This window comes from Brachyspira pilosicoli (genome assembly GCF_008016535.1).
In the GTDB taxonomy this organism is placed as follows: domain Bacteria; phylum Spirochaetota; class Brachyspiria; order Brachyspirales; family Brachyspiraceae; genus Brachyspira; species Brachyspira pilosicoli_A.
The window spans coordinates 1-19621 of record NZ_SAXY01000019.1 but is presented as its reverse complement, the minus strand read 5'-3'; the positions used below and the strand labels follow the sequence as shown (position 1 = coordinate 19621).

At 29.1% G+C, this 19621-nt stretch carries 18 protein-coding genes, 1 tRNA gene and 1 pseudogene; all 20 read left to right on the top strand.

Annotated elements, in window-relative coordinates; all coding sequences use genetic code 11:
- Nucleotides 1–202: IS3 family transposase (locus tag EPJ72_RS12980; protein ID WP_158636870.1), on the top strand; the 202-nt coding region annotated here is incomplete at its 5' end.
- A gap of 111 nt (nucleotides 203–313) precedes the next feature.
- A pseudogene (locus EPJ72_RS02985) lies at nucleotides 314–1239 on the top strand (transposase).
- A 113-nt stretch (nucleotides 1240–1352) separates the two neighbouring features.
- Complete coding sequence (locus EPJ72_RS02980) at nucleotides 1353–2219, top strand: YhfZ family protein (protein WP_147730768.1); 867 nt, start codon at nucleotides 1353–1355, stop codon at nucleotides 2217–2219.
- 16 nt (nucleotides 2220–2235) lie between these two features.
- Nucleotides 2236–2592: a PRD domain-containing protein gene (locus tag EPJ72_RS02975; RefSeq protein WP_147730767.1), complete on the top strand. Its 357-nt coding sequence runs from the start codon at nucleotides 2236–2238 to the stop codon at nucleotides 2590–2592.
- A 25-nt stretch (nucleotides 2593–2617) separates the two neighbouring features.
- On the top strand, nucleotides 2618–2977 hold the full coding sequence (locus tag EPJ72_RS02970; protein ID WP_147730766.1) for a DUF2620 domain-containing protein: 360 nt from the start codon (nucleotides 2618–2620) through the stop codon (nucleotides 2975–2977).
- Nucleotides 2978–3005: 28 nt separating this feature from the next.
- Nucleotides 3006–4283: a YhfT family protein gene (locus EPJ72_RS02965; protein WP_147730765.1), complete on the top strand. Its 1278-nt coding sequence runs from the start codon at nucleotides 3006–3008 to the stop codon at nucleotides 4281–4283.
- A 13-nt stretch (nucleotides 4284–4296) separates the two neighbouring features.
- Nucleotides 4297–5325 carry an amidase family protein gene (locus tag EPJ72_RS02960; RefSeq protein ID WP_147730764.1) on the top strand — a complete coding sequence of 343 codons (1029 nt, stop codon included), beginning with the start codon at nucleotides 4297–4299 and terminating at the stop codon, nucleotides 5323–5325.
- A gap of 16 nt (nucleotides 5326–5341) precedes the next feature.
- A complete protein-coding gene (locus EPJ72_RS02955) occupies nucleotides 5342–6214 on the top strand; it encodes a phosphotriesterase family protein (protein ID WP_147730763.1) in 873 nt (290 codons plus the stop codon).
- A 17-nt stretch (nucleotides 6215–6231) separates the two neighbouring features.
- Nucleotides 6232–7332, top strand: a complete 1101-nt coding sequence (locus tag EPJ72_RS02950) for an aminotransferase class V-fold PLP-dependent enzyme (protein ID WP_147730762.1) — start codon at nucleotides 6232–6234, stop codon at nucleotides 7330–7332.
- A 4-nt stretch (nucleotides 7333–7336) separates the two neighbouring features.
- Entirely contained in the window at nucleotides 7337–8500 is a 1164-nt protein-coding gene (locus EPJ72_RS02945; protein ID WP_147730761.1) for a YhfX family PLP-dependent enzyme, read from the top strand.
- Nucleotides 8501–8514: 14 nt separating this feature from the next.
- Nucleotides 8515–9714 carry a phosphopentomutase gene (locus EPJ72_RS02940; RefSeq protein ID WP_147730760.1) on the top strand — a complete coding sequence of 400 codons (1200 nt, stop codon included), beginning with the start codon at nucleotides 8515–8517 and terminating at the stop codon, nucleotides 9712–9714.
- Nucleotides 9715–9885: 171 nt separating this feature from the next.
- Nucleotides 9886–10365, top strand: a complete 480-nt coding sequence (locus EPJ72_RS02935) for a CinA family protein (RefSeq protein WP_147730759.1) — start codon at nucleotides 9886–9888, stop codon at nucleotides 10363–10365.
- Between the two features lie 225 nt (nucleotides 10366–10590).
- Nucleotides 10591–12294, top strand: a complete 1704-nt coding sequence (gene fliF / locus EPJ72_RS02930; protein WP_147730758.1) for a flagellar basal-body MS-ring/collar protein FliF — start codon at nucleotides 10591–10593, stop codon at nucleotides 12292–12294.
- A 41-nt stretch (nucleotides 12295–12335) separates the two neighbouring features.
- Nucleotides 12336–13370, top strand: coding sequence for a flagellar motor switch protein FliG (gene fliG / locus EPJ72_RS02925; protein ID WP_147730757.1), 1035 nt, complete (start codon nucleotides 12336–12338; stop codon nucleotides 13368–13370).
- 38 nt (nucleotides 13371–13408) lie between these two features.
- Entirely contained in the window at nucleotides 13409–14308 is a 900-nt protein-coding gene (fliH, locus tag EPJ72_RS02920) for a flagellar assembly protein FliH (protein ID WP_147730756.1), read from the top strand.
- Between the two features lie 39 nt (nucleotides 14309–14347).
- A complete protein-coding gene (locus EPJ72_RS02915; RefSeq protein ID WP_147730755.1) occupies nucleotides 14348–15817 on the top strand; it encodes a FliI/YscN family ATPase in 1470 nt (489 codons plus the stop codon).
- A gap of 18 nt (nucleotides 15818–15835) precedes the next feature.
- Nucleotides 15836–16273 carry a flagellar FliJ family protein gene (locus EPJ72_RS02910; RefSeq protein ID WP_147730754.1) on the top strand — a complete coding sequence of 146 codons (438 nt, stop codon included), beginning with the start codon at nucleotides 15836–15838 and terminating at the stop codon, nucleotides 16271–16273.
- Between the two features lie 20 nt (nucleotides 16274–16293).
- Entirely contained in the window at nucleotides 16294–17004 is a 711-nt protein-coding gene (locus EPJ72_RS02905; protein WP_147730753.1) for a lytic transglycosylase domain-containing protein, read from the top strand.
- A 58-nt stretch (nucleotides 17005–17062) separates the two neighbouring features.
- A tRNA-Thr gene (locus EPJ72_RS02900) sits at nucleotides 17063–17135 on the top strand.
- Nucleotides 17136–17221: 86 nt separating this feature from the next.
- The gene (locus EPJ72_RS02895; protein ID WP_147730752.1) at nucleotides 17222–19324 is read left to right on the top strand and encodes a 6-bladed beta-propeller; all 2103 of its coding nucleotides are present in this window, start codon (nucleotides 17222–17224) and stop codon (nucleotides 19322–19324) included.
- The last annotated feature ends 297 nt before the right edge of the window (nucleotides 19325–19621 follow it).

The following is a 19621-nucleotide window of genomic DNA, read 5'->3' as shown; positions in this document are numbered from 1 at the left end:
AAGAGTACACGGCATAGACGAAAGAGAATTTTATTCACGATTAAATAAAAATATCACAGTAGAATTATTGAGAGAAAAATTAAAAGAATATACACATTTTTATAACAATCAAAGATTGATTTCTTCGCTAGGTTATATTACAATCAAAGAAAGAATCAAAAATATTATAGCAAGTAAAAGTACAATATCTATGGCTCCATGACATAAAAAATAGCGATTGTTTAGGAGCCACAGATATTGCACGTTTTTTAGTTTAAAAAAATCAGGTATTCCTTATAATTTAATTAACTAAAATAAAACAAAAGGAATACCTATGAAAGAATATACTTCAAATCAAAGAAAAAAGATAGTTCTAAAAATCAATAAAGTTAAGAATAAAGAAGTATTAGCTTTAAAATATAAGATTAGTATTAGAACATATTATTATTGGAAAAGCCAATTAGAAACTTATTCTATTATAAAACCTAAATCTACTGCACCTAAAACTAATAAAAATAAATTGAAAAATAAAAAGATTATTAAAAGAATAATTGAAATAAGAAAATTATACGGTTATGGTAAATTAAAAATAAAAAAACAATTAGAGTTAGAAGACATTAAAGTAGGAACAACAGCTATAGAAACTGTCCTAAAAGAAAATAATTTGTATAGGAGCAAAAAGAAAAAAATTAAGAGAAAGCATAAAGGAAAACATGCGATTTATATCAAGGAAGCAGGAGAAAAGGTACAAATAGATGTCAAATATGCTTTTTTTGGTGAAATACGTTATTATCAGTTTACTGCTGTAGATATAGCAACGAGAATGAGCTTTAGATATTTATATGATGAAAAAAGTCCTTACAGTACCATTGATTTTATGAAACGACTTATAGATTATTTTCCTTTTAGAGTACATTGTATTCAAACAGACAATGGTACAGAATTTACTTACCGTAAACATTCATTTGACATAGAACACCCATTAGATATATTTTGTAAGAAAAACTATATTAAAAGGGTTTATAGTCCAATTGCATCACCTTGGTATAATGGTGTAGTAGAAAGTACACAAGGACAAGACCAAAAAGAATTTTATGATTTTTGTACTAAAGAATTAACCTTAGAGAAAGCTAATCTAAAATTAAGAAAATATAATAACTTTTTCAATTAGGCGAATGCCCGCAGATGCGTAAACGAATACACTCTGCTTTAAATTATGATACGCCTATGCTATACTTTAAGAAATTAAGGAATTCCTAACTGCAATATGTTTGGCACCTGTGCAATAAAAAATAGCGATGTGTATTGACATATTTTATAATTCGATTATAATGAAGTTCTTATTTTCAAAATAATGAAGATAAGGAGGGTGTATGAATAATAAACAAATAGGAATTTATGAAATATCCAAAGATATTCTATCTAGAAATATAGGTGATAACATAGATACTATTATGAATTATTCAGAAAGATTTAATCTCTCATTAGGTACTATACATAAAGTATTGCAAATATTAGATAAAAACAATATTGTTAATCTATATAAAAAAGGTAAATATGGTACTTCAATAAAAAATATAGAATATTTAAAACTTTTTGAAATTCTCGGATATAAATATTTATTGTGTGTAATGCCAATAACTTATTCTAAAATATATAAGAAAATAATGGATAATATAAATAATAGTTTTAATCTTCCTATTCCATTATATTTTGCTCATATGAGGGGAGGATATATTAGATTAAAATTATTGATTGAAAATGTATATAATTTTGGAATAGTATCAAAATTAGCAGCTATAGAAGCTATATCATCGGGGTTAAATTTAGAAATTATAGAAGAATTTGGCTATAGGTCTTATGTTACAAAACATGTTATTTTAAAAAGACAAGATCAGGATATATCTATTATTGGCATGGATTATGATTCTAATGACCATTTATTTTTAACTAAATTCAATTTTAAGAATATGAAAGATATAAAAATGGTTGATATAAAATATTCAGAGGTTATAGATAGGCTTTTAGATAAAACTATAGATGCTGCTATTTGGAATTATGATGATATTTTAGATAAAATGTTTACTCTTAAAAGTAATGGTATAGTTGTGGAGGATATTGCAGATAATGATAGTAATTTATTAGCTACTGAGGCTGTTATTGTTATCAATAAAGATAATGATATAGTTAGGAGAATATTTAAAAAATTTTTTAAGAAGGAAAAATTTAAATTAATTTAAAAATAGGATAATTATTATGAATTTAGAAACAAGATTAGAAATTTTACATTCATCATCTGTAATAGATACAGATACAAAGGACATAATGATGAAAATCATCAATATGTTTAAAGATAAGTACAATATAATTTTAACAGAAGAAAATGCTTCTATGATGATAACTCATATATCTATGGCAATTATGCGTGTTAAGAAGAATGAAGATATAAAATCAATAGATGTATCTGCTTATCAAGAGGTATTAGAAAACGAAAATTATAAAAAAGTTTTAGAGATTTATGATGATATTTTATCTATTTCAAATATTTCATTTCCAGAAGATGAGAAGAAATATATATTAGTTAATATTTGCGTTATATTAGAAAATATTTAATAAATAAAAAATATGGAGTAATTTTATGTTAAGAATAGTTATAGGCGGTCAAATTGACAAAAAAAAGCTAGCTGATTTAGTAAGCAGCATAGCTGGGGATAGGGCATCTGTTGTAGTAAAAACAGATATAGAAGCTGCTATGGATATAAAAAATAATGCAGCGGATATTTATCTTGGTGCTTGTAATACAGGCGGGGGTGGTGCTTTAGCTATGGCTATAGCTTTATTAGGTGCTGATAAATGTTCTACTATTTCTATGCCGGGTAACATAAAATCTGATGAAGAGATAATAAAAGAGGTAGCTAGCGGTAAAAAGGCATTTGGATTTACAGCACAGCACATAGAACAAGTTGTACCAATAATTATGGGTGAGTTATTAAAATAATATAATTTTATAATTTGGAGAATAAATAATGAAATATGTAGTAGCAGTTTTATTAGGAGCTTTAGCTAGTTTATTAGCGAATAGAGGTGTGGCAGTATTTAATGATGGTTTAAGACCTATTTTCCCTGAATATTTAGAGGGAAGAATGGATAGAAAAGCCTTATTTGCCACTAGTTTTGCATTAAGTTTTGGTTTGGTTATTGGGTATGGAATACCATTTTCACTAACTACTCCAATAATATTAATTCACAGTATTTTATTAGGAACTGATATTATAGGAACAATATTTCCAAAAGATAAGAAAGGGTTGGTTTTGTCTATTATATCAGGCGGTGTATATGGACTATTAATAACAATAGGACTTAATTGGGTTGTTGATTTATTTTCAAAATTGCCTGTTAACTTTTTGCCTTCTTTAGGTAAAGTTGGTTCTCCAATAATAGTTGCTTTTTCTGTTTTCCCTTCATTGGTTGTTGGATATCAATATGGTTTCAAAAAGGGATTATTTAGTTTTGCTCTTACAGTGATAATTAGACAAATTATAGCAAAATATGGAACATTTGCTTTAAATGATAGTAAGGTTGTATTAAATCCAGACGGAATGGCTTTATTGGTTGGTATGATAATAATGATTATATTTGCTGTAAGAGATAAAAAAGATAATGTATCTAATTCAAATGAAATGCTTCTTAATATATTTGCTGAGAGAGTTAAACAGATAAAAAGCAATGTATTAATTTTAGGTTTAATGGGAGGAATAATATCATCAGCTGTAAGTCTTAATTTAGTTGCGGGCGATCCTATTTCATTAAATCTTTTGGCTGAAAATAAATTCTCGGAAGCTGGATTAACTGCTTTAGCTAGAGCATTAGGTTTTATACCTTTGGTAGCCACTACTTCAATTGCTACAGGAGTATATGCACCTGCTGGTATGACATTTGTATTTGCTGTAGGAATATTTATTAGAAATCCTTTTATTGCTTTTGTAGGGGGAGCTTTAGTTATTGTAATAGAAATATTAGCTTTAGAAAATATAGCGAAATTGTTAGATAGATTTCCTGGTGTTAAAGAATGTGGGGATCAGATTAGAACATCTATGTCTAAAGTATTAGAGATATCATTACTTGTTGGAAGTATGATAGCGGCTGGAGAAATGGCACCTGGATTAGGATATTTGTTTGTTGCGGGATTATATACTATAAATAAAACATCTAAAAAACCTTTAGTAGATATAGCAGTTGGTCCTGTGGCGGCAATATTGCTTGGTATATTATTAAATATATTAAATTTAATAGGTTTATATTAAGGCTGTAAGTAAAGTGAATATAAAGATTTTATCTGGAATTTATAGAACCAATGAATTTATTGGTAAAAGTGTAAAAGAACAAAATCCAAATGTTATATTAGATTTATTTAAAATAGATTCTAAATATTGGAAGACTTTTGGTGTAAAGAATACAAGTCAAATTGATAATTCTATAATACAAATATTTTTGAATAATAATTATGTTTGGAATACACTGGATAATTCTTCAGATAGAGGACGTGCTATAGATATAAAATTGATTAATCCTATAAGCGGAAAAGTTATGTCAGGCTCATCGAGCGGAAGTGCTATTAATGTATTATATGGACTTAACACTATTGCTATTGCTACTGACGGAGGAGGTTCTGTTTTAGCACCTGCTATAGCATTAAATTTATATTCTATTTTACTTTCAGGGATTGGACTTAAAGGAAGTTCAAAAAGAAAGTCTACTGACAATATAGATTTTGTATCCGGAATAGGAATAATAGCTCAGAATTTTGAAGATTTGTTTAATGCAGCAAAATTATTTTTAAAAGATAATGTTAATTCAGATGTTAGTAAAAAAATAAATATTTTATTAACATCTGAAATTAATTGCTCTATTACAAATAAATTAAAAGATTATGAGTTTAATATTATAGAAGATAAAGATTTATTTTTTAGAGAAGATTTAATTTTAGAGTTAAAGAATATTTTTTCTTCTTATGATATTTTTATTTATATTGAAAGGGATATTGATATTGATGGTATTGGAGATAGTGTTTTTGGAATTATGGGAGAAAAAACTTTATCTATACAGAAAAAATCTAATAAAAAGTATATAAAAGTTTTGAATATGCTTAATTGTACAGCATTAAGTATACCTATGGGAGAATTAGGAAGTTCAATCGTTATAGCTGCCAGAGAAGGGAAAGATGGATTATATAATATTTTAGAAATAGCAAAAATGATTAATCAAGAATTTCGCCCTAAACTTTTTATAGATTATTTTTTAGATTATCCATTAAAAGATAAGGATAACAGATTATTTAAAATATGATAAAAGGATAAATATTATGTTTAAAGATATAACTTATATGCATGAACATATAACTATAGACTTATCTAAAGAAAAAAATAATATAGATTGCAAATTAGATTTATTTGAAGATAGTAAGAATGAATTTTTAGAGATAAAAAATTTAGGTGTATCAAGAATAGTGGATGTATCAAATATTGGTATAGGAAGAGATGTTAATTATGTAATGAGAATGGAGAAAGAAACAGGTATAGATATATATATGTCTACTGGATATTATAAAGATCCCTTTCTTCCAAATTATGTATCAGAATCTAGTATAGATTATCTTGCTAATATAATGATTAATGATATTGAAAAGGGTATAGATAATTCTAGCAAGAAGGCTTCTTTTATTGGAGAAATTGGTACGGGTTTTGATGTTGTTACTGAAAATGAGAAAAAGGTATTTATCGCTTCTACATTGGCACAGAAAGAAACAGGGGTATTCATTACTACTCATACTAGTTTAGGTAAGTTAGGGCATGAGCAGCTTGATATACTTAAGGAAAACGGAGCTAATTTAGAGCATGTTATATTGGGGCATACTGATTTGGCTAATGATTTGGATTATATAAAAAGTTTATTAGATAGAGGTGTTTATATAGCTTTTGATACTATAGGAAAGATTAGTTATTTACCAGAAGAAACGAGGGTTAGGTTTATAAAAGAGCTTTGTGATAATAATTGGGAAGATAAATTAATACTTTCTGTAGATATAACTAGAAGATCGCATCTAAAAGTTAATGGGGGAATAGGTTATGCATATTTAATAAAAGAATTCGTGCCTAGACTTTTGGAAGCGGGTATAGAAGAACATAAAATAAATAAATTATTAGTAGAGAATCCTAAAAAGATACTTGGATTATAAAAAATAGGAAATAAAACATGAATACATATCCATTAGAATCTATAAAGATAGATGAAGCAAAAGAAAAACAATTTAGATTAGTTGATATTATTACAAAACACTTTAAAGGAAGTGAAATATTAACAAGGGGTGATTTGGGGGTTATAAGCGGTTTAAATAAGCCTGCTACTACATTAAAGGCAGAAGAAGTTATAGCAGAATTTTTTAATGCTGAGAAATGCGTTTTGGTGAGGGGGGCTGGAACGGCTGCTATAAAATGGGGATTATATAGTCTATTTGGAGATAAAACTGTTAGAAAAATTCTTATACATAAAGCTCCAATATATCCAACAACTGAAGTATCTTTCAAACTTATGAATATTGAAACTTTAGAAGCAGACTATAATAATTTAGAAGAACTTGAAAATATATTAAAAAATAATAAAGTTGATGCTTCTCTTATACAATATACTCGTCAAAAAATAGATGATTCTTATAAAATGAAAGATGTAATAAATGTAATAAAGAAATATAATATTCCAATAATAACAGATGATAATTATGCTGTGATGAAAGTAAGCGGTATAGGTATTGAGTTAGGAGCTAATTTATCAGCTTTTTCTACATTTAAGTTACTTGGTCCTGAAGGAGTAGGATGTTTAGTTGGAGATAGTAAATATGTAGATAAGGTTATAGCATCAAATTATTCAGGAGGCGGTCAAGTTCAAGGGCATGAGGCTTTAGATGTATTGAGGGGATTGGTTTATGCACCTGTATCGTTGGCGATTCAAGGGGAGGTTAATGATAGTTTATTAAATATATTAAATAGTGGAAATATTAATTTTATAAAAAAAGCATATTTAGTTAATGCTCAATCTAAAGTTATTATTGTGGAATTCAATGAGGAAATAGCTGAAGATATTTTAAAACATTCTGAAAAACTTGGAGCTTTGCCTAATCCTGTTGGAGCTGAATCGAAATATGAGTTTTCTCCACTGTTTTATAGAGTTTCTGGTACATTTATAAAAACAGATCCTACATTAAAGAAAAGAATGATAAGAATAAATCCAAATAGAGCGGGTGTAAATACTATAATTAGAATATTAAAAGAAAGTTATGAGTTATTAAAAAAGGCTTAATAATATGTTTTTAGATGTTGTAAGAAATAATAATTTTGATTTAATAAATATTGCTTTAGATTTTCACAAAAGAGGATTAATATTGCCTGATTCTTATGTTATTGATGTTGACACTGTTTTAGAAAATGCTTCAAGAATTTTAGAAGAGGCAAATAAAAATAATATAAAGTTGTACGCTATGACTAAACAAATAGGCAGAGTGCCGTACATAGCTAAAAAAATTGTTGATATTGGATATTTGGGTATTGTAACTGTAGATTTTAAAGAAGCTCAGGTGATGATTAATAATAATATAAAATTGGGTAATGTAGGTCATTTGGTTCAAATTCCAAGTAAAATGATTGAAGAAGTTGTTAAATATGGTTCAGATATCATTACAGTTTATTCTCTAGATAAAATATTAGAAATAAATAAAGCGGCAGAAAAGGTTGGAAAAGTTCAAGATATAATGATAAAAGTCATTGATAATAATGATACAATATACCCAGGTCAATATGGAGGGTTTTATTTAGATGAGATAAAAAAACATATAGATAAAATTTTACCTCTTAAAAATATTAGAATAAATGGTATTACTTCTTTTCCATGTTTTTTGTATAATGATGATTTAAAAAAAATAGAAGCTACTAGAAATATTGAAACAATACATAAATGCAATAGTATATTAAATGAATATGGTGTTAAAGCTGAACAGCTTAATATGCCGTCTACTACTTCATTAGAAAATATAAAATATATTAAAGAATATGGAGGAACTCATGGCGAGCCAGGTCATGCTTTGACAGGAACCACTCCATTTAATGCTAAAAATTTTGGACAAGAAAAACCTGCTATAATTTATTTATCAGAGATTTCTCATAATTTAAAGTCAAAATCATATTTTTATGGAGGCGGTTATTATAGACGATCTCATATGAGTAAATTATTAGTTGGTAATGATGCTCAACATTTGATGGATTTTAAAGTTAATATACCTTCTTTAGATAATATTGATTATTATTTTGATTTTGATAATGATAATAAAAATGTTAATATTGGTGATGCTGTTATTTCTTCTTTTAGGACACAGATATTTGTTACAAGAAGTGATGTTGTATTGATAGAAGGAATAAAAACAGGAAATCCAAAAATAGTTGGTATATACGATAGTTTAGGAAGAATAAAATAGGGAGGGAATTCTATATGAAAAGATTTATAGTTATAGTTTTAGATAGTTTTGGAATAGGTGAGATGGAAGATGTTAAAGATGTGAGACCTCAAGATATCGGTGCTAATACTTATAGAAATGTATTAACAGGAAATAATGTTAATATTCCAAACTTAGCGAAACTTGGAATAGCTAATGCTACTAATTTAGAGATAGATAACACAAAATTTTCTAAAGAAGCGATGTATGGTGTATGTAATCTTAAGCATGATGGGTGTGATACGTTTTATGGGCATCAGGAATTAATGGGAACTGAGCCTAAAAAACCTAAGAAAGAGGCATTTTATGAGAATATAGATACTATAGAAAGTGAGTTGATAAAGAATGGTTATAGTGTTGAAAGATATGGCAATGATAGAAAGATTTTAATAGTTAATGATTGTTTATCTATAGGAGATAATTTAGAGGCAGATTTAGGGCAGGTTTACAATATAACAGGAACTTTTGATAAAATTTCTTTTGATGAATTACTAGAAATTGGTAGAATAGTTAGAAGATTAGTGAAAGTTCCAAGAGTTATAACATTTGGCGGAGAAGATGTTAGTATTGAAGATATAAAAAATGCGTATGAATGTAAGGACGGTGTTTTTGCTGGTGTGAGTGCTCCTAAATCTGGCGTTTATAATAAGGGTTATAGAGTTCAGCATATGGGTTATGGCATTAATAGCGATGTTCAGCTTCCAACAATATTAGGAAATGATGTTAATACTGTATTAATTGGTAAAGTTGCTGATATAGTAGAAAATAGATTTGGTAAATCAATATTTGCTGTTGATAGCAGATTGGTTATGGATAAATTAATAGAAGAAGTAGAAAATAATAAGGTTGGTTTCTTTTGTGCTAATATACAAGAAACAGATTTAGCAGGTCATCAGGAAAATGCTAAAAAATATGCTAGTGTATTAGAAATAGTTGATGAGAGATTATCTGTTTTAATGGGGCTTTTAGATGATGATGATATATTAATAATAACAGCAGACCATGGAAATGACCCTAAAATAGGTCATTCACATCATACTAGAGAAATGGTTCCTATATTAATATATAAAAATGTTAAAGAACCTAAATATATTGGAAAAAGGGATACTTTAGCAGATATAGGTCAAACAGCTGCTGAATATTTTAATAAGAAATTGCCAGATAATGGAATATCATTTTTGAGTAGTATTATTTAAGATTAATAATTTATTATAAGTTTTATTTTTGTTGCAAAATTATTATTTATTTTGTAAACTATTATTAATAATCTTTTATTATAAATTAATGAAATTTTTTAAGTAAAAAAATTATTTTTTATTAAGTTTTATATAAAATTTTATATATTTAAAAAAATAGAAGGTTTTAATATGAATTATTATAAAGCGAAAGAAGTTGTTGAATTATTAATAGAAAAAGGATTAAAAATAACATCAGCAGAGTCATGTACAGGCGGATTATTTGCAGCCCATATAACATCTGTAAGCGGCTCATCAGAATGCTTTGAAGGCTCTTTTGTAACATATTCCAATGAAGTAAAGCATAAAATTATAAATGTAAGAGAGGAAACATTAGAAAAATATGGAGCAGTAAGTGAGGAATGTGTATTAGAAATGGCAGAAAATAGCAGAAAAATAATGAATAGTGATATATCTATAGCAATAAGCGGCATAGCAGGTCCAAATGGGGGAACTGAAGATAAGCCTGTCGGTTTGGTATACGTGTGCATATCAGCAGAAAATTATATAAAAGCTTATGAAAATATATTTTATGGCGATAGAGAGAATATTAGAAAGCTAAGTGTATTATTTTCTTTAGATTTGGTTGAAAATTATATAAAAAATCTTTAATTTGTAAAAATTACAAAAATTGCAAAAAATTATGCTGAAACCTTAAAAAAGTAAAAAAAGTAATATAAAGAGTCAAAAATATTATGTTTACTTATTGACAAAAATAATTATGTAAACTAATATATAAAACATATAAAAAATTTGGAAATAAACATAATTTTTTTATAAAGTAAACATAACTATATCCGATACAATATAAAGAGAACTTTTTAAGGTGGTATTCTAATGGATTTTGTGAATAAATTAATAGGGCAAGTAAAAAATATTTTCGCAAAAACTACAAAAGTACAAAAAGCTATACTTATAGGGGTATTAGTAGTTGCTTTAGGTGCAATAGTAGCTACAGTATTTTTTACTTCTAGAAGGGCAGGTACATTATTATTTCAAAATGCACTAACACAAGAAGATGCAAGAAATGTTATAGCTGTTTTGGATTCAAACAATATAAAGTATCAATATAGAAATGGATTTATTACATTAAACAATGAAGCTGACAAAGCCAAAGCAGAATTAGAATTGGTAAAAGAAGGCAGAATGCCGATGGGAGTAGACGGCTGGGAATTATTTGATGCTCCTCGTATCGGTATAACAGATGCAGAATTGGATATTAACAAAAGAAGATCATTAACAAAAGCAATAACACAACTTTTAACTAAATTAGATTTTGTACAAGAGGCTACAGTTGATTTAGCATTTCCTAAGAAAGAATATTTAACAGATGTAGATTCTCCTGTTACAGCATCAGTAGTAATTAAAGCACAGCCTTTTAAAGAGGATGTTTTAAGAGATCCAAAAACAGTTAGAGGCTTGCAGCAATTAATAGCTATGGGTGTTGATAAATTAAAGCCAGAGTTCGTAACAATTACAGACAGTACAGGCTATGTATTAACTGATTTTACAGATGAAGCTGCTAACTTAAAATTAAAAGTAGCTCAAGAAGAGTTGAAAATAGTTGATAGAGAGAGAAAGAAGATAGAAAATAAAATAAGACAAACATTAGGAAGAATATATACAAACAGAGTAGAGACAACAATAGCATTAGAGCTTATATGGGACGATATTAGCATAACAAATAATTTAGTACTTCCTATAATACTTAAAGAAGATGACCCAGCAACACCTTATGATGACAGCCAATTTACAAACAAAGTTCAAGTATCAAGCCGTACAGTAACAGAGGATTGGAAAGGTCAGCAATTTATACCGCAAGGAGCTGCTGGTGCAGAAGAGAATGTTCCTCCTGGATATAAAGATAAAACAGACAGATGGCAGACATATACAAAAACAGATAGCCAAGATAACTATGAATTAAGTAAAAGATATGAAGCTATAAAGAAAGGAAGCTATCAGATAGGTAAAATATCAGCTGCTGTTGCTTTAGACGGAAGATGGACAAAGGTTTATGATGCTAATGGCAATGCTATTATTACTAACGGTACTAGTTATTTAAGAGAATATCATCCAGTAACTGCTGATGAGATAAAGAATGTTACAGCATTAGTACAGGCAGCTATAGGGTATGATTTAAAAAGAGGCGACCAAGTTAGTGTAACACATATTCAGTTTGACCATTGGGATAGATTTAATGCAGAAGATGCTAAATTATTAAGAAACAATTTTATAAAGAGAGTTCTTATAATTTCTATGATAGGATTATTAGCATTGTTTATATTAGTGCTTATAATCAGATATATACAGAAAGAGCTTGCTAGAAGACGTAGACTTAGAGAAGAAGAGCTTGAACGCAAACAGATGGAAATGCGCAGACAGGCTATGATGAATGCTAATGAAGAGCCTATGACTGAGATTAACTTAGAGGATGCAGCTCGTAAGAAATTAATGGAAGAGGTTATAAGAGTAAGTCATGAAAGACCAGAGGATGTTGCTCAATTGCTACGTACTTGGATGGCAGACGATAAACAAAGTTAAATAAAAAATATTGAGTTATAAATTAAAATAGGAGTTTAAGTATGGCTGCAGCTGCTAATGAAAAAGAAAAAAAACAACGCGTATTAAGCGGACGTCAGAAAGTTGCTATATTTTTAGTTTCTTTAGGAATGGAAGCTTCTAGTGAGATATTCAAGCATTTACGCGAAGAGGAAATAGAGCAAATCACATTTGATATTGCAAGACTTGAGAATATTGAATCTGCCGATAAAGATGCTGTATTTAGAGAATTCCAAGAGATGATGATAGCTCAAGACTTTATAACTCAAGGCGGTATAGATTATGCTAGAGACTTGCTTGAAAGATCTGTAGGAAGCCAGAAGGCAAGCGATATAATCAATAGACTTACTTCTTCATTACAAGTAAGACCATTTGATTTTATACGCCGTACAGACCCAGCTCACTTACTTAACTTTATACAAGGTGAGCACCCTCAAACTATAGCACTTATTTTGGCATATTTGGAAGCTCCAAAGGCAGCAAGCATATTAGGAGCATTGCCTTCAGAAATACAGCCTGATGTTGCTAAGAGAATTGCTACAATGGACAGAACTTCTCCAGAGGTTTTAAGAGAGGTTGAAAGAGTACTTGAGAGAAAACTTTCTACACTTGCTAGTGAAGACTTTACTTCTGCGGGCGGTATAGATTCTATAGTTGAAATCATTAACAGTGTTGATAGATCTACAGAGAAAAGTATTATCGAGAGTTTGGAAGAGGACGATCCGGAACTTGCAGAAGAAATCAAGAAACGTATGTTTGTATTCGAAGATATTGTTTTACTTGATGACAGAGCTATACAAAAAGTTTTACGTGAAGTTGACTCTAGCGATTTGGCTAAGGCGCTTAAGAGTGTTGATTCTGATGCTCAAGATAAGGTTTATAGAAATATGTCTAAACGAGCTGCTGCATTGCTTAAAGAGGATATGGACTTTATGGGACCTGTTCGTCTTAAAGATGTTGAAGAAGCTCAGCAAAAGATCGTTAATATCATTCGTAAGCTTGAAGAGCAGGGAGACATTGTTGTGGCTCGTGCTGGTGAAGATGAAATGGTTGTTTGATGTGTATTTATTTTGATTATTAATTAGGAGTTTAAATTATGCCAGAAAAGGTTTTTAAGGCTAAAAGTATTGTTGAACTTACTCAGAAAGTTAATATAGCTGTACCGCATCATAAGCTTCAGGAGGAGATAGATTTTGAGGAGCAGGAAGAATATCATGGTCCTTCTATAGAAGATATCGAAGCTGAAATTGCAGGGCTTAGAGCTCAGTGGGAAGAAGATTTAAAAGATATGAGAAGAAAGGCTGCTGATGAGGCTCAGAGAATTATAGAAGATGCTAAAAATCAGGCTTTTGAAATTTTTAAAGCTAAGCAAAATGAAGTGCATATTATGTCTGAACAGGCTAAAGTTGATGCTTCAAGAATCATACAAGATGCTAATGCTGAAAAAGAGAGAATACAAAGCGAGTCTGAATCTATAAAAGATGCTGCATACAAAGAAGGATATGCTAAAGGCTATGATGAGGGCTTTGAAAAATCTTTTGCTGACGGCAATAATGATTTAACTAAACTCAATGAAAAATTAAAAAAGATATTAGCTGAAACTATTAATAAAAGAAATGAAATAATAGATACAGCAGAAGCTCAGCTTATAGAGGTTGCTATACTCATTGCTAAGAGGGTGGTAAAAATGCTTACAGAAAAAGATAAAGGTATAGTAATAAGAAATATTCAAGAGGCATTAAGAAGAATTAAAGGAAGAACTAAAATCACTATAAGAGTAAATATTGATGATTTAGAGATTTCTGCAAGGCACAAAGATGAGTTTTATCAGATGCTTGACAAGATTGAGGGTGTTACTGTATTAGAAGACCCTAATGTTGATGTGGGCGGCTGTATGATAGAAACAGACTTCGGCGACATTGATGCTAGAATTAACACTCAATTAAATGAAATAGAAACTGCTATAAAAGAAGTAGAGCCTATAAAAGGATTTTAATTATTAAGAAAAAACTACTATATATAAAAAGGTTTATTTATGTTTGAAGGCGGAAAAATAGAGGGTGATAGAGAGCATTCTTTTAGAGAGATACATGACTCTTTTGACAAATACAGAAAGGTTGTCGATGATGTTGCAATGCTCAAGTTTTGCGGTAAGGTAAAAGAGGTTATAGGTTCTCTTGTTGTGAGTGAAGGTCCTTTTGCAAAGCTTGGAGATATTTGCCGTATATATAAAAATGATGATACATATATAGATGCTGAAGTTATAGGGGTTAGAAATCAAGATGTTTTGCTTTCTACTTACGGTAGTGTAAATGGCATTACTTTTGGAAATATGGTTTATTCTTCTGATAAGCCTTTATCTATTATTTGTTCTGATAAAATTTTGGGTACTGTATTAAATGGTATGGGTAAGCCTTTAAGCGGCGGCGGACATAAGTTTTATGAGACTCCTATACCTATAAATCATACTTCTGTAAATCCATTAAATAGACCAAGAATTAAAAAGAATATACAAACAGGTGTACGTGCTATAGACGGGCTTCTTACAGTTGGCAAGGGGCAGCGTATGGCTATAATGAGCGGTACTGGTGTTGGTAAGTCTACGCTTTTATCTATGATAGCAAGAAACACTAATGCTGATGTTAATGTTATTGCATTAATTGGTGAGAGAAGAAGAGAGGTATTAGATTTTATAGAGAGAGACCTTGGAGAAGAGGGCTTAAAAAAAAGTGTGGTTGTTGTTGCTACAAGTGATGATGCTCCGCTTTTGAGAGTACGTGCTGCATATACTGCTACCACAATAGCTGAATATTTTAGAGATCAGGGTAAAGATGTTATGTTTATGGTGGACTCTGTAACTCGTTTTGCTTTAGCTCAAAGAGAGATAGGACTTTCTAGAGGTGAGCCTCCTACTACAAGAGGATATACTCCTAGTGTTTTTTCAGAATTGGCACAGCTATTAGAAAGAACTGGTACTTCATCAAAAGGCACAATTACAGCTTTCTACAATGTATTAGTTGAGGGTGATGATTTAGATGAGCCTATTACTGATGCTGTAAGAGGTATATTAGACGGGCACATTGTTTTATCTAGAGATTTAGCTAATAGAGGGCATTTCCCTGCTATTGATATAAATAAAAGCATATCTAGGATTATGAATGAAGTAGTTTCTAATATGCATAAAAAGGCGGCTAGAGAGTTTTTGAAAATGAGTGCTGATTATAATGAAGTTAAAGAGCTTATTATGATTGGAGGATATGCTAAGGGAAGCATGCCTGAAGTTGATAAGGCTATAGAATATAAACCTATGATGGACAGATATTTACAGCAGGATATGTATGAGCTTTCTACTTTTGCTGACAGTAAAGAAAACTTACTTTCTATGTTTTATTCTAAAAATGAAATAGAAGAGGATTTACTTAATAATGGCGATGTAAAAAGTGCAAATGACTATAAAGAAATTTCCGATAATATTAAACAGGAAGATAATGTTGTAATATTATAATTTAAGTGTTAGAAGATTATGAAGAGATTTGATTTTAAACTTGAGCCTTTGTATAAACTTAGAAAAAACATAGAGAAAAAAAAACAGGCTGAAGTTGCGGAGGTTTCTGCTTTATATAACAAAGAAAAAGAGGGTAAAGATAATTGCATTTTAAAAATAAATGACGGTATAAAAATAGTAGACTCTATTGAAGACAGCAGTGAAATGATTAATATGAGTATTTATTTTGGAGAATATATGCTTGCTTTAAACTCTCAAATAGCAATACATGATAGAAAAATGTCTGAAATAGGAATTGAGCTTAGAAAAAGGCAGGATATTTTACAAGAGGCTACTAAACAAAGAAGGGCTGTTGAAATATTGAAAGAGAAAAAGTTATTAGAATATAAGAAATTAATGAATAAGGAAGAGCAGTCTAAATTAGATGAATGGAAAAATGACTATTATGTCAATTAAAATAATTTAAGGATTTTTTTATGATAGAGTCAGTACAAAGAATACATGTTAGAATAGGGGAGATTCAAGAGAGATTTAATCAATTAGGTTTTGCTCCGCTTAATACAACTCCTCCTACAAAACCTTTCTCTGAACATTTAAATGAAGCTATGGCCGAAAACTCTGTAAAAAATAATAGTCAATTAGATAATTTAGATAATATAAATAAAACTGATACTGCAACAGCAGAAACAAGCAATAAAAAAATTAATAATGATGCATTTAATGGTAAAATTTCTTTCGGCGTATATGATGCTGCTGCTAATAATTTTGCTAAAGCTTTAAATGCCTATAAAAAAGCATCTTTCCCATCAACTTATGATGATATAATTAAAGAGGCTTCTAGCAAATATTCTGTGCCTGAAGATTTGATTAAAGCAGTTATAAAGCAAGAATCAAATTATATGCCTAATGCCGTTAGCCACAAGGGTGCTATTGGTTTAATGCAGATAATGCCTTCTACAGGAGTTGGTCTTGGAGTAACTGATAAAGAGATGCTTAAAGACCCTTATACTAATATAATGGCTGGTACTAAATATTTATCACAAATGCTAAATAGATATGACGGCAGATTAGATTTATCTTTATCTGCTTATAATGCAGGTCCTTCTTTGGTAGATAAATTGCAAAGAATACCTAATATAGATGAAACTAAAAATTATGTTAAAAATATTATAGGCTATATAAAGTAAACATATTATTTTTGCTTGACTTTTTTAGTCTGTAATTTTATAATAAAAATGAAAAATTGCCCACTTAGCTCAGCAGGCAGAGCATCACCATGGTAAGGTGAGGGTCATCGGTTCAATCCCGATAGTGGGCTTTGTTATCATTATTATTATATATATTTGTTTTTTGTAATTATTTTTAATTTAATAAAACCATAAAATAAACTAAAAAAGAGGATTTATGAGAGTAAAACTTCTAGCGTTTATGGTTATTTTTTTTGTAACTGTATCGCTTTCATACCCCTTAGACAAAACCCCGTATTATGTAAACACAGATAGCTATGACTCCTATAGAGAGCTAATTAGAGGTGTACACTACTATAATCAAGAACGTTATGACGCAGCAATAGCAAGCTTTAGAAACTCTCTTAATACAAATCCAATGGATAAGTTTATTAGATATTGGTATAGCAGGGCTTTATATAAGGCTGGATATATGAATCTTGCTATTAATGAATGGATGAATATTACTAGAATGGGCTACCAAGACCCTATAATACTCTCTAAAATTAATAAATATTATACAGCAAATGTTACTGAAGAGACTAAAGATATTTTGAGCAATTTTATTTATCTTAAAAGCTTCTCCACAAATGCTAATTTCTTAAAAAATATTAACCAGCCTATACAAATAGAAATGCTTGAAGACGGTACTTTATATGTATTAGATTATAGTGATTCTTCATTAAAGCAATTTGATGTAAATGGAAATTTAATAAGAAAAATATCAAATGGTAAAAGATTAGAAGTGCAGCAAAATAGTTGGTGGAGAAAGGCTATACAGTTTGTAACAAGAGTTTATCCTTATGAGAAATTAGAAAATCCTAGAGGGTTTACTATTGATGATAATGGATATATATATATAGCAAACACTAAAAGAGATAAAATATTTAAATATGACAATAACGGAAATTATATTACAAATATAGGAAATACTGGTATAAGCAATGGGCAGTTGCTTGGTCCTTCATCTTTATATGCTGATAATGGAGGAAGGCTATATGTTTCTGATACGGGAAATAATAGAATTGTGGTGTTTGATGTTAATGGCAATTATTTAGATAGTTTTGGAAAGATGGGTGAGAATGAGGGAGAGTTTTTTTCTCCTGCTGGAATAGTGGTTGATAGTAATTATATTTATGTTGCTGATATGGGAAATAAAAGAGTACAGAAATTCGATTTAAACGGAAATTATGTTTCTACTATTAAACATGAATTATTCAATGAGCCTAGGGGATTATCTTTTGCTTCTGATGGGAATTTATTTATAGCTGACGGAAGCAAGGTTTATTATTATGATATAAATAATGATATTTTTACTTTGTTTAATAATTCTGAGAGATATACTGCTACTCCTACTTCTGTAACAGAAGATGCTAATAAAAGTATTTATCTTACCGACTTCTTATCTGGTAAAATAGATGTTTATACAAGAAAAGAAGAATATTATGCTAATTTAGATGTATTTGTTGATAGACAGTATTTAAATAAATATCCTGTTGTTGTAACCTCTGTAACTGTTCGTGATAGACTTACTAATCCTATTATTGGTCTTACTGCTGAAAACTTTGAGGTTATAGAAAATGATAATTTATATAAGAAAGTTGGAATATATGACGCTCCTGAACTTCATGAATATAGATTTATATTCTTAATTGAAGACAGTGCTGCTGCTAGACCTTATGAAAATAGAATAAAAGAAGAGATTAGCAATTTTACTTTGAGTTTAACTAATAATGATGAAGTAATGGTTATACATTATAATGATGAGGTTTATAAATCTGATGGATATTCTGCTGCCAATTTAAGAATATTAGAAAATGCTAATAATTTTAGATTCGAAGGAGGAATATCTGCTTTAGATAATGCTTATTATGAGGCTATAAGACTTTCTGCAAATAGTTTTAAGAAGACTGCTATTATTAACTTCTCAGTAAGCGACCCTGATGACACTGTATTTTCTATGATGGATTTTACAGACCTTTATAATTATGCAAAAAATAATGCTGTTTCATTGAATCAGGTTTATATTGGAGTTAATAAAACAAACTATTTCTATGATTTAATGACTAAGTCTACTTATGGTTATACTATAAATGCTGATAATTCTATTAATTATGAGAATGAGCTTATGAATATAAAAAATATTAACTTTGGAAGATATTTTATTTATTTCAATAGTTTTAAGAATAATTTAGAAAAAGGTCAGTATAGGTCATTAAAGGTGAGAGTTAATTATAGGGATATGTTTGGAGAAGAGGAGTCTGGATTTATATTGCCTTAAAAGTTTTATATATTAAATATTATCAAGGAGTAGATTAAAAAAATATAATCTATTCCTTTTTTATATATTATGTATTTTATACAACATGTCAATGTTTAAAATTTATTTATAATTTAACTATTAGATTTTTATAACAATAAAATTTGAAAACTCTTAAAAGAATATACATTAGACTTGTTTCAAAAGTCATTTTTTAACTGATAATTATATATTGATGCTAATATAAAAAATCTTGTATTTAACTTTTGTAAATGATTTCGATATCGAGTAGAAAGTATTTTATATCGTTTGAGAACT

What these genes read in the sequence shown, in the direction of transcription:
- EPJ72_RS02980 (WP_147730768.1), top strand. Translation starts at nt 1,353, where the DNA reads ATGAATAATAAACAAATAGGAATTTATGAAATATCCAAAGATATTCTA.
- EPJ72_RS02975 (WP_147730767.1), top strand. Translation starts at nt 2,236, where the DNA reads ATGAATTTAGAAACAAGATTAGAAATTTTACATTCATCATCTGTAATA.
- EPJ72_RS02970 (WP_147730766.1), top strand. Translation starts at nt 2,618, where the DNA reads ATGTTAAGAATAGTTATAGGCGGTCAAATTGACAAAAAAAAGCTAGCT.
- EPJ72_RS02965 (WP_147730765.1), top strand. Translation starts at nt 3,006, where the DNA reads ATGAAATATGTAGTAGCAGTTTTATTAGGAGCTTTAGCTAGTTTATTA.
- EPJ72_RS02955 (WP_147730763.1), top strand. Translation starts at nt 5,342, where the DNA reads ATGTTTAAAGATATAACTTATATGCATGAACATATAACTATAGACTTA.
- EPJ72_RS02950 (WP_147730762.1), top strand. Translation starts at nt 6,232, where the DNA reads ATGAATACATATCCATTAGAATCTATAAAGATAGATGAAGCAAAAGAA.
- EPJ72_RS02945 (WP_147730761.1), top strand. Translation starts at nt 7,337, where the DNA reads ATGTTTTTAGATGTTGTAAGAAATAATAATTTTGATTTAATAAATATT.
- EPJ72_RS02940 (WP_147730760.1), top strand. Translation starts at nt 8,515, where the DNA reads ATGAAAAGATTTATAGTTATAGTTTTAGATAGTTTTGGAATAGGTGAG.
- EPJ72_RS02935 (WP_147730759.1), top strand. Translation starts at nt 9,886, where the DNA reads ATGAATTATTATAAAGCGAAAGAAGTTGTTGAATTATTAATAGAAAAA.
- fliF (WP_147730758.1), top strand. Translation starts at nt 10,591, where the DNA reads ATGGATTTTGTGAATAAATTAATAGGGCAAGTAAAAAATATTTTCGCA.
- fliG (WP_147730757.1), top strand. Translation starts at nt 12,336, where the DNA reads ATGGCTGCAGCTGCTAATGAAAAAGAAAAAAAACAACGCGTATTAAGC.
- fliH (WP_147730756.1), top strand. Translation starts at nt 13,409, where the DNA reads ATGCCAGAAAAGGTTTTTAAGGCTAAAAGTATTGTTGAACTTACTCAG.
- EPJ72_RS02915 (WP_147730755.1), top strand. Translation starts at nt 14,348, where the DNA reads ATGTTTGAAGGCGGAAAAATAGAGGGTGATAGAGAGCATTCTTTTAGA.
- EPJ72_RS02910 (WP_147730754.1), top strand. Translation starts at nt 15,836, where the DNA reads ATGAAGAGATTTGATTTTAAACTTGAGCCTTTGTATAAACTTAGAAAA.
- EPJ72_RS02905 (WP_147730753.1), top strand. Translation starts at nt 16,294, where the DNA reads ATGATAGAGTCAGTACAAAGAATACATGTTAGAATAGGGGAGATTCAA.
- EPJ72_RS02895 (WP_147730752.1), top strand. Translation starts at nt 17,222, where the DNA reads ATGAGAGTAAAACTTCTAGCGTTTATGGTTATTTTTTTTGTAACTGTA.